Here is a 12,462-nt window from a genome sequence, read left to right as displayed (position 1 = left end):
GCTTTTCTGACATGTGACGACTTTTCCCTCACCCCTCCCGGTGTTTACGAATCATCTCGTAGGCGGCCTGGATATCCTGCGCCTTGTTCTTGGCTATTTCCATGGCCTGTTTCGGCAGCCCTTTGGACACCAGTTTATCCGGGTGATGTTCTGCCATCAGCTTGCGGTAGGCTTTTTTGATACTGGCCAAATCGTCTGATTTACTGACTCCAAGAATTTTATAGGCATCATCCAGGCTGTGCGCTTCCGTATAAGCCTGCTGGGAGTGCCCCCCCTGCCGGCTGCGCTGCTGATGACTGCGGGTACGGAATCGTAACTCCGCTTCGTAGACAGACAGCAGATAGAGTAACTCGTGGCGACGGAAGCCCAGATGGTTAGCCGCATTTTCCAGCACTTTCTGTTCGGCAGCGTCCAGACTGCCATCGGCATAGGCAGCCTGGATCAGAATCTCCAGAAATACCTGCATAATATCCCGCCGGCCATGACAGGACTCACGGAACTCCAGCAGGGTATCTTTGAGTGGGAAATCGGCTGCCTTACCTTCACGAAATGCCTGCTGGGCCTCTTTGCGGGTTTCCCCCCTCAGCCCCATCTGATCCATCAACGCAGAGGCCATATTGATTTCCTGGCTGGTCACCTGGCCGCTGGCCTTGGCCACGTGTCCCATACTGGCGAACAGGGCATGGAAAAAAATTGCCTGGCGCTTGAAATCCTGTCCCTGGCCGAAAAAACGCCCAAACCCGCCCAACTGATCAAAATCCTGGCTGTAGCCTTTGTCGAACAGGTGACCGACAATAAACCCCAGTATGGCGCCGGGGATCCTGCCAAACATGAAACCGAAAAAGGTACCGAGCAGTTTTCCCCAGATGGGCATGAAAGATTCCTTTTACTTGTTTAGGACGAATCGGGATGAACTTGTCCCGGGAATACCGGGTTTGGACTGACACCAACAGGTCTGTCAATGCCCGGGTAATATAACGAATCAACCCTTTGAAGAGAAGCATCGCGCCACCGGCCCTCCATCAAAGAGGTTATTCCCGGCTTTTTTTGAACTCTGCTGGTAAAACTGGTCGAAACCCTTAAAATTGCCGGATTAACCGGCCAATAACTAAAACATTCCTGAGAGTTTCTCCACTGCCCATGAATTTTCAGCGCTTATCACTGCTCTTTGTCTGGCTGCTTGGCAGCAATGCAGCCGCACAGGATATGCTGTGTCCGCTGGAGGCGCCGCTGATTTATGAGGTTCCGCAGTTGGAGCATCCGGATAACATTCAGGTGAAGGCGCAAAAGGCCGATATTCAGCAGGACAATCTGGCGGAGTTCAGTGGAAAAGTGGAAATCCACAGCCGTCAGGGCCAGATCCAGGCCGAGCACGCCGTTATCGACAAGAGCAGCCGTCAATTAAAGGCGGACGGCAATATTCGTTTTATCGATGGGCAGATCCAGGTTAAAAGCGAGCAGATTGCCGTCGATCTGGCTTCAGGAAGGCTGGCACTGGACCAAACCCGTTATCAGATGCTGGACTTTCCCGGTCGCGGCCTGGCCCAGAGTATCCAGGTCAATGGTGACCAGGGTATTGAACTGACGGACGTCAGTTTCACCACCTGCCCCATTGGCCAGGAAGACTGGCAAATCAAGGCCAGCAGCATCAGCCTGGAACCCGGCGAAATCTGGGGCACGGCGCGTCATACCAGATTCTATCTGGGTGATGTTCCGGTACTTTACCTCCCCTACTTCAAGTTCCCGGTCACCAATCAGCGCCAGACAGGCTTCTTATTTCCCCAGTTTTCCACCTCAGATCGGGTTGGCATCAGCTATGAACAACCTGTCTACTGGAATCTGGCGCCTAACTACGACGCCACCATCAGTCCCCGCGCCATGACGGACAGGGGCCTGCAACTCAAGACGGAGTTTCGTTACCTGACCGAAGCCCATGAAGGACAGGTTAATCTTGAATACCTGCACGACGACAGCCGTTATGAGTTCGATGAGGCCCGTTATTTTTACCGTTACCTGCATCATGGGGATCTATCGGATAACTGGCAGGTCAATGCCGAAGTCAATGGCCTGAGCGATGACAACTATATTGTCGATCTCGGTTCGGATTATTTCAGTCGCGCCGACACCCACCTGTACCAGAATGTGGGTATCAGCTACTACTCGGCCAATCTGAATTTCAGCGCCGAGGTCAAGGACTTCGAGATTATCGGCGACCATCCCAACAGTTACCGCGCCATTCCGGAACTGAAGCTCGATTACAGTCGCCCTCTGTCTGAATGGCTCAAGTTCCGCTTTGATTCCGAGCTGGCCTATTTCGACGATGGTGAGGAGAATACTCCCTCGGCCAGCCGCCTCCACCTGGCGCCCACCCTGAGTGTGCCGCTGCATAATGCCTGGGGCGAACTGGTCACTGAGGCCAGTCTGTTGCAGACCTGGTACCGTCAGGATGTGCCGCAGGGTTCGCCGCTGGCCGAACAGGTCAGCCGCACGCTGGGACAGGGCCGCCTGTATGGGGCGATCAATTTTGAGCGGGAGACTGAACTCTTCGGCAATCAGATGACTCAGACACTGGAGCCGAAATTCCAATATCTGTATACCAGTTACGAAGCGCAGCAGCAGATAGGTCTTTATGACACCAGCCGGTTACTCAATGATTATATCGGCTTGTTTCGCGGCCAGGAATTTACCGGATTGGACCGCATCAGCGATTCCAACCACCTGACGGTCGGGGTGACCACAAGATTGCTGGATGCCAACAGCCAGGAGCAACTGCGGCTGAGTCTGGGCCAGATATTCTATTTCAGCGATGCCCGGCTGCTGGAATCCACTCGTGAGGGCGACAAGTCCGCGTTGGCGGCAGAGCTAGACTGGCGACTTAGCAGCAAGTGGTTCGTGCATTCGGAAGTACAACTGTCGTCCTCCAATAAAAAGGTCGAACGCAGTAACCTGTCGCTGGACTACCAGTTGGCAGAGAATAAACTGGTGCAGATCAACCACAGATATGTGCGCGACATTTCCGGTCAGACCATAGACCAGTTGGGCCTCACGGCCAGTTGGCCTCTGGCCAGGAACTGGCACTGGGTAGGACGCTGGTACAAGGATCTGGATGGCCAACGTACCATTGAGAGCTTTACTGGCATACAATACGAATCCTGTTGTTGGGCCGTACAGCTTGTCGCACAGCGCTATCTGAGCAACAGATTTGACGCCTTGGGCGGTCAGAGCACCAATGAGTTTGATTCGGGTATTTCACTGCAATTCGTGTTCAAGGGCATGGGCAGCAAGAATGCCGCCCGGTCCCTGCTGGATGAAGGCCTGTTTGGTTACCGACAACCCTATTTTTTGAATAATTAATGAAGTTAACTATGAAATTTAAAGCCGTACTCTGTTCTATCCTGCTGCTGACCAGCACCACTTTGTATGCCCAGCCGGTGGAGCTGGATAAAGTCTCAGTCATCGTCGATCAGGGCGTGGTGCTGGAAAGCGAAATTCAGGATCTGGTGGCTTCGGTGAAAAGAAGCGCCGTCACCTCCGGCCAGGAACTGCCATCGGATGCAGCCCTGCGCACCCAGGCAACGGAAAGGCTGATCCTGACCAACCTGCAAATGCAGATGGCCGAGCGCATGGGCATCCAGATCAGTGACCCTCAGCTTGAGCAGACCATTGCCAATATTGCCCGCGGTGAAGGCATGACAATGGAAGAACTGCGAGAAAAGCTGGCAGCCGAAGGAATGAGCTACGACAACTACCGGGAAGAAGTCCGCAAGGAACTGATTACCGGCGAAGTCAGGCGCGCCAATGTGCGTCGCCGAATCTATATTACGCCACAGGAAGTGGAAAGCCTGGTCCGCCTGATGGAGCAGCAGGGCCTGCAGCAGGCCGAATATCATCTGGGCCACATCTTGATCGGCTTTCCGCCCGAACCCGGTCCGGAAGAGATAGAGTCCGCCCGCGAGCGGGCCGACAAGGTGCTGGAACTCCTCAACAACGGCTCTGACTTTGCCAAAATCGCCATTGCCTCTTCCTCGGGCCCCAAGGCGCTCGAAGGCGGTGATATGGGCTGGTTGAACATCAACGCCATGCCCACCCTGTTCGCCGAAGTGGTACAGGACAGGAAGAAAGACGAACTAATCGGCCCCATCCGCAGCGGAGCGGGCTTCCATATCCTCAAGATAAAAGACCTGCGAGGCGTGCAGACAGTGGAAATTACCGAGGTTAATGCCCGCCACATCCTGATCAAACCTTCCGTTATCCTCAGTGAGGACAAAGCTGAGCAAATGCTGAAGGATTTCCGAAGCAAGGTGCTTGCCGGTGAGGCGGATTTCGCCGAATTAGCCAAAGAACATTCTGCCGATCCCGGCTCGGCCCTTAAAGGGGGCGAATTGGGCTGGGCAGACCCCAGTGTCTATGTGCCGGAGTTCAGGGACACGCTCAACCAGTTGCAACCACAGGAGATCAGCCAGCCCTTTCGTACGACACACGGCTGGCACCTGGCGCAGTTACTGGATCGCCGGGTAGGTGATGTCACCGATAAAGTTCAGGAAGACAAAGCGTATCAGTTGTTGTTTAACCGCAAGTTTGCCGAGGAAGCCGACAACTGGATAAGGGAAATGCGCGATTCGGCCTATATTGAGGTGTTGGAGTAAAGATTGGCTTCACTACCCAGAATAGCCATCACACCAGGTGAACCTGCCGGCATCGGGCCGGATCTGGTGCTTGAGCTGCTGCAGCGCCGCTGGCCAGCCCAACTGGTGGTGGTCGCCAGTGGTGAATTGTTACAGCAACGGGCCAGGCAGTTGGCCCTGCCGCTGACGCTGATCCCCTACATGCGGGAGAATATGGCTCCCCAGGCTGCAGGCCAGGCCTACATTGTCGATGTTCCGCTGGCCACCGAAGTCGTACCCGGCAGGCTGGATGCCGCCAACGGCGGCTACGTGGTGGAAACCCTGCGCCAGGCCAGCGAAATGAATATGAGCGGTGAGCTGGATGCGGTGGTGACCGGCCCGGTTCATAAAGGCATCATCAATCAGGCTGGCGTCTCGTTCAGCGGTCATACCGAGTTTTTCGCCCATCAGGCCAACACCCCTGATGTGGTCATGATGCTGGCCACTGAGGGCCTGCGGGTGGTGCTGGCCACTACCCATATTCCGCTTGCCTATGTATCCCGTGCCATTACCCGTGAGCGCCTGCACAAGGTAATTCATATCGTTAATACGGATCTGAGGCTTAAGTTTGGCATTGCCAGGCCCAGGATATTTGTCTGCGGTCTCAACCCCCATGCAGGGGAAGGCGGACATATAGGCCGTGAGGAGCTGGACGTGATTATTCCGGCCCTGGAGGAGCTAAGGGCCGAAGGTATCCACCTGGAAGGCCCGTTACCCGCCGACACAATATTCCAACCCAAGTATCTCCAGCAGGCCGACGCCGTGCTGGCCATGTACCACGACCAGGGACTACCCGTGCTTAAATACAAAGGCTTTGGCGCCGCCGTGAATATTACCCTGGGATTGCCGTTTATCCGCACCTCAGTAGACCATGGCACTGCGCTGGATTTGGCTGGCACCGGCGAGGCCGATACGGGCAGTTTCGCCATCGCGTTGCACAAGGCCATAGAAATGGCAGGAGTTCGTTCGTGAGCAAGCAGCATCTGGGTCATACGGCGCGCAAGCGTTTCGGCCAGAATTTTCTTCACGATCAGTACATTATTTCTCAGATCGTCGATGCCATCGGACCCAGGCCCGGACAGAACCTGGTTGAGATTGGCCCCGGCCTGGGCGCCCTGACAGAACCAGTGTGCGATGAAGTCGACAGACTGACTGTTGTGGAGCTGGACAGGGATCTGGCGGCCCGATTGCGCAGCCATCCCTTTATCTCCGGTAAGCTGAATATTATCGAAGCGGACGCCATGAAGTTTGACTTTGCCAGCCTGGCCACTGATGGCCAGCCGCTGCGGGTATTCGGCAACCTACCATACAATATTTCCACACCTTTGATGTTCCACCTGTTCAGCTTTACCGGGCATATCCAGGACATGCATTTCATGTTGCAAAAAGAAGTGGTCAAGCGCCTGGCCGCCGGTCCGGGCAACAAGGATTATGGCCGGTTGTCGGTAATGGCACAGTATTATTGTCAGGTCATGCCGGTGCTGGAAGTGCCGCCGGGTGCCTTCAAGCCGGCACCTAAGGTGGACTCGGCCGTGGTCAGGTTGATCCCCTATGCCGAAAGGCCGGTTGAGGTGGCAGATATCAGTATGCTTAACAGGGTATGCGCCATGGCATTCAATCAGCGTCGAAAAACCATCCGCAACAGCCTCAGGGAGCTGCTTTCTGAGGCCGAGATCCTCGCCCTTGGCCTGAACCCTGACTGCAGGGCAGAAAATCTGTCATTGCAGGAGTTTGCCGTACTGGCTAATCACTGTCTCAACAGGGAACATGGCTGATATGATGAAGCCCATCCACATTCAGGTGCAGACCCGGTTTCTGCCGCACAATTCCAGGCCGGCGAACAACGAGTTTGCCTTTGCCTACCACATCGCTATCGAAAACCGGGGCATGGAGCCCGTCCAGTTGCTGAACCGTTTCTGGTTGATTACGGACGCTAATGGCAAGACAACCGAAGTGTCCGGTGCCGGTGTAGTCGGCAAGCAGCCGATGATTGGGCCGGGGGAGACCTATGAATACAGTAGTGGCGCCATGCTGGAAACTCCGGTGGGGACCATGCAGGGTCATTATGAAATGCAAAAAGCGGATGGCGGGCTGTTCCAGGCGCCGATACAGGTGTTCAGCCTGGCCGTTCCCAACCTGATCAACTGATGACTACATACGTTGTTGGCGACATTCAGGGCTGCTACAGTGCCCTGCAAAAATTACTCGAGCAGGTGGACTTTCAGCCCGGACCGGACAAACTCTGGGCAGCCGGGGACCTGGTGGGCAGGGGCACAGAAGCGTTACAGACCCTACGCTTTCTGTCCGGCCTGGGGGAGCACTTCAATACCGTCCTTGGAAACCATGATCTGCACTGCCTGGCCGTGCATTGTGGTATTCGCATGGCCAAGGAATCGGACAAACTGGCCGATCTGTTGGCTGCACCTGACCGAGACGAATTGATCGACTGGCTACGCCACAGGCCGGTCAGTGTCCTGCTGGATGAGCGCACCTTCCTGTCACATGCGGGTCTTTATCCTGGCTGGAGCTTTCATCAGGCATTGGATATCGCTGGTGACATCAGCCAGACACTGCAGGGCAGGGACTGGCAACAACTCCTGCAGTCCATGTATGGCAACGAAGCAAAAGCCTGGTCGGATGTGCAGTCGACAATGGACAAGCAAGTGTTTGGTATCAACGCCTTTACCCGTATGCGCTATGTCAACCGGCAAGGCCAGTTGGATCTGAAGGTCAAATCCGCCCTGAAGGATGCCCCATCCGAGCTGTATCCCTGGTTCCGCCATCCCGCACTATTGCGACCGGCAGACGCCAGGATCATTTTTGGCCATTGGGCGGCATTGCAGGGCGTCACCGGCGATCCGGCGGTGATTGCCCTGGACACCGGATATATCTGGGGGGGAAAACTGACCGCCTATGCCTTGGAAAGCGGAGAGTTTTTTCAGTTTTCACGTTGAAAGCCTGGTATATCTGAGCTCAGGCCCGGCTCATAAATAAAATCTTTGCGTCGATACAAAGACTTGGCTTATGGTTAGAATGGAATCCGGACAAGGAAAGTTTGCCCTTTAGTCGGTTTTTTTGCTGATTTGACCGGTCAAATTTGTGACAATCTGCCGGTCACGTGCGTTTTTTGTTGGGGAACCCGTATGAAATTAACAGTAGCAATGCGTGTCATCGGTGGTTTTGCCATCATCACTCTGTTGCTTTTCCTTGTCAGTATTGTATCGCTGGTCAATCTCGACAGTGTTGACTCTGCCACCGAAGAAGTGAACACCCTCGCCCTGCCGACCCTCCAGGGTAGCAGTAGCCTGAAGGTCTCCTATGTCAATATGGGCAGGGTGACCATTGAAGCCTTCTACGAGAGCGATTTGCAACAACTGGGCAATATCCTGGCACGCTTTGAAACCAGCAGTACCAATTTCGAACAGGAGCTTCAGTCCCTGACCGGCACCGTCAGCGGTCAGCCCGAACTCAAGAGCACCCTGGCCGAAGTGGAGAGGGTTTATGAGGAATACCACAGCAATGTAAATCGCATGTTCGACAACCGCCGCACAGATCTGGAGCTCGGCCAGCGGATAGCCTCACAGTTGGGTGATTTGGAAGACAATACCGACGACACCTCCACTCTGCTGCTGGATTTCTCCGATCTGGACGCGGCACGCGGCAACGGTCCCCTGGCCCAGGCCTCGAAGATAGGCACAGAGCTGGAGACCGCTCTTATGTCGTTGGTAACAGTCGGTAACCAGTATGCCAAAACCCAGGATCTGACCAAGGCCGAAACCATCGGCAACGAACTCAAGCTGATGCTGGCCAACGTGCGCAGTTCCGCCAGCAAGATGGCTGATGCCGCCGGGGGCCGTGATAGCAGTGGCATGCTGGATGAGATTCAGGAGATGGTCGCTGAGATTGACAATATCATTGGCGCCGAGCAACAGGGCATTCTGGCCAACCAGGTCAAGCGTCTGAACAACCAGCTTGAAGCCGTCAGCGCCCTGCAAGCCTCTGAAGCTAACATTAAGACTGCCATGGCAGGGCTTGAGAACCTGCTGGCCCAGGCCAACCAGATCACCACCAAGGTCAAGGGCGATGTGGCCGATGCGGTCTCCACCGGCACCACCAGCACCATTGTCATTATGCTGGTATCGGCGGTGATTGCCTCAGCCATTGCCTTCTTCAGTGTCCGTGCCATTACAGTGCCCCTGAACAAGGTCAACGAAATGCTGCACGTGGTGTCCTCCGGGGATCTCACTCAGAAGCTGGATGACTCGTCCCAGGATGAATTTGGTGAACTGGCCACCAACTGCAATAACCTGATTGAAAGCCTCAAAGCCCTGATATCTGGTATCACCTCCCGTGCTGCCCAGTTGGCGGCAGCCTCGGAGCAAACCTCTGCGGTGACCGCCCAGACCACCAAGTCCATCCAGGAGCAGAAATCACAAATTGCCCAGGTCGCTACGGCCACTACTGAAATGAACAGTACTTCACAGTTGGTCTCCCAGAGTGCAGAAGACACCCTGAACCAGATCCGCCACGCCGACTCGGAAGCCGAGAAGGTCAAGGCCATCTCCCTGGAAAACAAAAATACCATTATGGTGCTGGCCAAGGACGTGGAGCAGGCAGCCGAGGTTATCAACAAGCTGCATCAGGACAGCGCCAGCATCGGCAGTATCCTGGATGTGATACGCGGCGTGGCCGACCAGACCAACCTGCTGGCCCTGAACGCCGCCATCGAAGCGGCCCGTGCCGGCGAACAGGGACGAGGTTTTGCTGTAGTGGCCGACGAGGTTCGCACCCTGGCCAGCCGCACCCAGGAGTCCACCCAGGAAATCCATTCCATGATCGAAATCCTGCAGGCTGGCGCCGAGAAGGCCGTCTCTGTGATGCAACAGGGCAAACAGCAGGCCGAGGTCTGTGTGACCCAGACTGAAAAGGCCACCTCAGCCCTGGATCTGATCACCAACGCTGTACACAAGGCACACGACGTATCCAGCCAGATAGAGCAGTCGGCTCGCGAGCAGTACCAGGTCTCCCAGGAGATCAGCGAGAAGTTGGAGAATATCGTGGCCATCGCCGAAGAAACGGCCACCGGCGCCGAGCAGACCACAGACTCCAGCCATGAGGTGGCGCGCCTGGCCGATGAGCTGCAGGGCTCCATCCGCCAGTTCAGGGTCTGACAACAAAGGAATCCTTCCTTTAATAACAAAAAAGCGCGGTAATCCTACCGCGCTTTTTGCTTTAAACGGGCTTTATACCAATTGGTATCAGGCCCGTTGTAATGTCTTAAATACCATGGGATAGGGATTGGCACTGTCGGCCTGGTAATGCTGCTCCTCGAGGAGCTTCCAGCGACCTTCAGCCCGGTAATCTGGAAAGCGGGTGTCACCTTCCACATCCAGCTTGATTTCTGTCAGGTACAGGCGCTCACAAAGTGGCAGGAAATGCCGGTAGATGGCTCCCCCGCCAATAATCATCAGTTCTTCGACTCCCAGCTCCTCGGCCAGGTCCAGCGCTTCCTCCGGGCTGGTGACGATCTCAATCCCTGACGCCCGGAAACTGGCATCCCGGGTGATCACAATATTGGTTCTGCCCGGTAAGGGCCGGCCAATGGACTCAAAGGTTTTACGACCCATTACCACCGGCTTACCGAGTGTGACCTGCTTGAAATGTTTCAGGTCCGCCGGCAGGTGCCAGGGCATTTGATTGCCCGCCCCGATAATCCGGTTCATGGCCATGGCCACAATCATCGATATACGCATCCTTTCCTTACCTCTTGTAGATGACTTCCACATCAGACTCGTCGTCGTCCTCATCATCCTCATCGTCCAGATCATCATCCCAGTCGTCTTCACCGTAGTCTTCAGACTGTTCCTTTTGGTAGGTGTCCCATTTGAACTCGGAGGGTATTTCCGGTGTATTGTCATCTTCTGCCGGCAGGGATTCGATAAATCCCATCACGTCCTGACAGACCTTGCTGGTGCCTTCTGCGCTGATGGCAGAAATACAGAAATACGGTTCCTGCCAGTCCAGCTCCTCAATAATACGCCGGGTAATTTCTTCGCACTCTTCCGGCAAGACCAGATCTGTCTTGTTAAAGACCAGCCAGCGTGGCTTGGCAGCCAGTTTTGGATTGTATTGCTCCAACTCGCCGACTATGGCTCTGGCGTTCTGAGCCGGATCCGACCCATCGACCGGCAGGATATCCACCAGATGCAGTAATATGCGACACCGTTCCAGATGCTTGAGGAAGCGGATTCCCAGCCCGGCCCCTTCGGCGGCGCCTTCTATAAGACCGGGAATGTCGGCGATGACAAAGCTGCGCTGGGCGTCCACCCGCACAACGCCCAGGTTGGGCACCAGCGTGGTAAACGGATAGTCCGCCACCTTGGGCTTGGCGGCTGAAACGGCCCGGATAAAAGTCGACTTACCAGCATTGGGCATGCCCAGCAGGCCCACGTCGGCCAGCAGCATCAGTTCCAGTTTGAGATTGCGCACATCGCCAGGTGTGCCGTTGGTTTTCTGTCTGGGCGCACGATTGGTGCTGCTCTTAAACCTGGCATTGCCCAGCCCGTGAAATCCGCCCTTGGCCACCATCAGGCGCTTTCCGTGCCGTGTAAGGTCGCCCAGCACTTCTCCGGTGTCCACATCCGATGCCCTGGTTCCCACCGGCACGCTCAGCACCAGATCGGATCCTGCTTTGCCAGTACAGTTACCACCCTGGCCATTCTGTCCCCTTTCGGCACGATGAATTCGCTCGAAGCGATAGTCGATGAGGGTATTGAGGTTTTCATCGGCAATCAGATACACGCTGCCGCCGTCACCGCCATCGCCGCCGTCAGGACCACCTTTTGGCACATATTTTTCGCGGCGGAAACCTACCACGCCGTTGCCACCGTCACCGGCTTCTACCCGGATTTCGGCTTCATCTACGAATTTCATTACGCAACCTCATTGGGGAACTATGCTTACTTTAGCAGAGCTGCTGATAACAAAAAGCCCCGCAGAAGCGGGGCTTTTCAAGTAGTGAGAAGGCTGATTACTCAGCGACAATGCTCACAAACTTGCGGTTCTGAGGACCTTTCACTTCGAACTGTACCTTGCCATCAGACAAAGCGAACAGAGTGTGATCCTTGCCCAGACCTACATTGTTGCCAGCATGGAACTTGGTGCCACGCTGACGAACGATAATGCTGCCAGCCAATACAGACTCACCACCGAAGCGTTTTACACCCAGGCGTTTGCTTTCTGAGTCACGACCGTTACGAGTACTACCACCCGCCTTTTTGTGTGCCATCTTTCAGTACTCCTCTTAAGCGCTGATACTGGTGATTTTCACTTCAGTGAACCACTGACGGTGGCCCATCTGCTTGCGTGAATGCTTACGACGACGGAACTTGACAATTTTGATCTTGTCGCCACGACCGTGAGTAACCACTTCCGCTTTGATTTTACCACCGTCTACGTAAGGTGTGCCGATTTTGATATCGTCACCGTTGCTGACCATGAGAATATTGTCGAATTCGACAGTTTCGCCCGGTGCAACTTCGATCTTTTCGAGACGAACGGTTTGGCCTTCAGCCACACGGTGTTGTTTACCACCACTTTGGAAAACCGCGTACATACTTAACTCCGCTCTTTGCGTCTGCTTGACGCCACAATTCTAAAACAGGGCGCGAATTGTACGTGAAGTGTGCAGAAGCCGCAATAGATAAAATGAAGAAATTTAGGCGCTGACACAGCCTGTGGCGCGGCCTGCCGAGTTTACCTCAATGGCCGGTCAAGTTCACTGGAACCCTTGGGCAAT

The 12,462-nt window shown here is 55.0% G+C and carries 12 protein-coding genes; 7 read left to right on the top strand and 5 right to left on the bottom strand.

Features of this window, described 5'->3' with window-relative positions:
* Nucleotides 1-28: 28 nt before the first annotated feature.
* The gene (gene djlA, locus J0A66_RS09875) at nucleotides 29-874 is read right to left on the bottom strand and encodes a co-chaperone DjlA (RefSeq protein WP_206573633.1); all 846 of its coding nucleotides are present in this window, start codon (nucleotides 872-874) and stop codon (nucleotides 29-31) included.
* A gap of 266 nt (nucleotides 875-1,140) precedes the next feature.
* Here djlA and J0A66_RS09870 point away from each other — a divergent pair, with 266 nt between their 5' ends.
* From J0A66_RS09870 to J0A66_RS09840, 7 genes are all read left to right on the top strand, one after another.
* On the top strand, nucleotides 1,141-3,354 hold the full coding sequence (locus J0A66_RS09870; protein ID WP_206573632.1) for an LPS-assembly protein LptD: 2,214 nt from the start codon (nucleotides 1,141-1,143) through the stop codon (nucleotides 3,352-3,354).
* Between the two features lie 11 nt (nucleotides 3,355-3,365).
* Nucleotides 3,366-4,646 carry a peptidylprolyl isomerase SurA gene (surA, locus tag J0A66_RS09865; RefSeq protein WP_206573631.1) on the top strand — a complete coding sequence of 427 codons (1,281 nt, stop codon included), beginning with the start codon at nucleotides 3,366-3,368 and terminating at the stop codon, nucleotides 4,644-4,646.
* Between the two features lie 3 nt (nucleotides 4,647-4,649).
* The gene (gene pdxA / locus J0A66_RS09860) at nucleotides 4,650-5,636 is read left to right on the top strand and encodes a 4-hydroxythreonine-4-phosphate dehydrogenase PdxA (RefSeq protein WP_206573630.1); all 987 of its coding nucleotides are present in this window, start codon (nucleotides 4,650-4,652) and stop codon (nucleotides 5,634-5,636) included.
* Nucleotides 5,633-6,439, top strand: coding sequence for a 16S rRNA (adenine(1518)-N(6)/adenine(1519)-N(6))-dimethyltransferase RsmA (rsmA, locus tag J0A66_RS09855; RefSeq protein WP_206573629.1), 807 nt, complete (start codon nucleotides 5,633-5,635; stop codon nucleotides 6,437-6,439). Before pdxA ends, rsmA begins: the two co-directional genes overlap by 4 nt.
* Before the next feature lies 1 nt (nucleotide 6,440).
* On the top strand, nucleotides 6,441-6,812 hold the full coding sequence (gene apaG / locus J0A66_RS09850; protein WP_439098865.1) for a Co2+/Mg2+ efflux facilitator ApaG/CorD: 372 nt from the start codon (nucleotides 6,441-6,443) through the stop codon (nucleotides 6,810-6,812).
* Nucleotides 6,812-7,618 carry a symmetrical bis(5'-nucleosyl)-tetraphosphatase gene (locus tag J0A66_RS09845; protein WP_206573628.1) on the top strand — a complete coding sequence of 269 codons (807 nt, stop codon included), beginning with the start codon at nucleotides 6,812-6,814 and terminating at the stop codon, nucleotides 7,616-7,618. Before apaG ends, J0A66_RS09845 begins: the two co-directional genes overlap by 1 nt.
* Before the next feature lie 189 nt (nucleotides 7,619-7,807).
* Nucleotides 7,808-9,835, top strand: coding sequence for a HAMP domain-containing methyl-accepting chemotaxis protein (locus J0A66_RS09840; protein WP_206573627.1), 2,028 nt, complete (start codon nucleotides 7,808-7,810; stop codon nucleotides 9,833-9,835).
* An 87-nt stretch (nucleotides 9,836-9,922) separates the two neighbouring features.
* Here the strand turns inward: J0A66_RS09840 and folA are convergent, their stop codons facing one another.
* From folA to rplU, 4 genes are all read right to left on the bottom strand, one after another.
* Nucleotides 9,923-10,417: a type 3 dihydrofolate reductase gene (folA, locus tag J0A66_RS09835; RefSeq protein ID WP_206573626.1), complete on the bottom strand. Its 495-nt coding sequence runs from the start codon at nucleotides 10,415-10,417 to the stop codon at nucleotides 9,923-9,925.
* 7 nt (nucleotides 10,418-10,424) lie between these two features.
* A complete protein-coding gene (cgtA, locus tag J0A66_RS09830) occupies nucleotides 10,425-11,597 on the bottom strand; it encodes an Obg family GTPase CgtA (protein ID WP_206573625.1) in 1,173 nt (390 codons plus the stop codon).
* Between the two features lie 97 nt (nucleotides 11,598-11,694).
* Entirely contained in the window at nucleotides 11,695-11,952 is a 258-nt protein-coding gene (rpmA, locus tag J0A66_RS09825) for a 50S ribosomal protein L27 (protein ID WP_206573624.1), read from the bottom strand.
* A gap of 15 nt (nucleotides 11,953-11,967) precedes the next feature.
* Nucleotides 11,968-12,279 carry a 50S ribosomal protein L21 gene (rplU, locus tag J0A66_RS09820; protein WP_206573623.1) on the bottom strand — a complete coding sequence of 104 codons (312 nt, stop codon included), beginning with the start codon at nucleotides 12,277-12,279 and terminating at the stop codon, nucleotides 11,968-11,970.
* Between the last annotated feature and the right edge of the window lie 183 nt (nucleotides 12,280-12,462).

Source organism: Bowmanella dokdonensis (assembly GCF_017254865.1).
Taxonomy (GTDB): Bacteria; Pseudomonadota; Gammaproteobacteria; order Enterobacterales; family Alteromonadaceae; genus Bowmanella; species Bowmanella dokdonensis.
The sequence above is the reverse complement of the archived record's forward strand: the minus strand, read 5'-3'. Positions and strand labels throughout refer to the sequence as shown.

Coding starts and splice junctions, on each gene's coding strand:
- djlA (WP_206573633.1), bottom strand. CDS start 874: ATGCCCATCTGGGGAAAACTGCTCGGTACCTTTTTCGGTTTCATGTTT.
- J0A66_RS09870 (WP_206573632.1), top strand. CDS start 1,141: ATGAATTTTCAGCGCTTATCACTGCTCTTTGTCTGGCTGCTTGGCAGC.
- surA (WP_206573631.1), top strand. CDS start 3,366: ATGAAATTTAAAGCCGTACTCTGTTCTATCCTGCTGCTGACCAGCACC.
- apaG (WP_439098865.1), top strand. CDS start 6,441: ATGATGAAGCCCATCCACATTCAGGTGCAGACCCGGTTTCTGCCGCAC.
- J0A66_RS09845 (WP_206573628.1), top strand. CDS start 6,812: ATGACTACATACGTTGTTGGCGACATTCAGGGCTGCTACAGTGCCCTG.
- J0A66_RS09840 (WP_206573627.1), top strand. CDS start 7,808: ATGAAATTAACAGTAGCAATGCGTGTCATCGGTGGTTTTGCCATCATC.
- folA (WP_206573626.1), bottom strand. CDS start 10,417: ATGCGTATATCGATGATTGTGGCCATGGCCATGAACCGGATTATCGGG.
- cgtA (WP_206573625.1), bottom strand. CDS start 11,597: ATGAAATTCGTAGATGAAGCCGAAATCCGGGTAGAAGCCGGTGACGGT.
- rpmA (WP_206573624.1), bottom strand. CDS start 11,952: ATGGCACACAAAAAGGCGGGTGGTAGTACTCGTAACGGTCGTGACTCA.
- rplU (WP_206573623.1), bottom strand. CDS start 12,279: ATGTACGCGGTTTTCCAAAGTGGTGGTAAACAACACCGTGTGGCTGAA.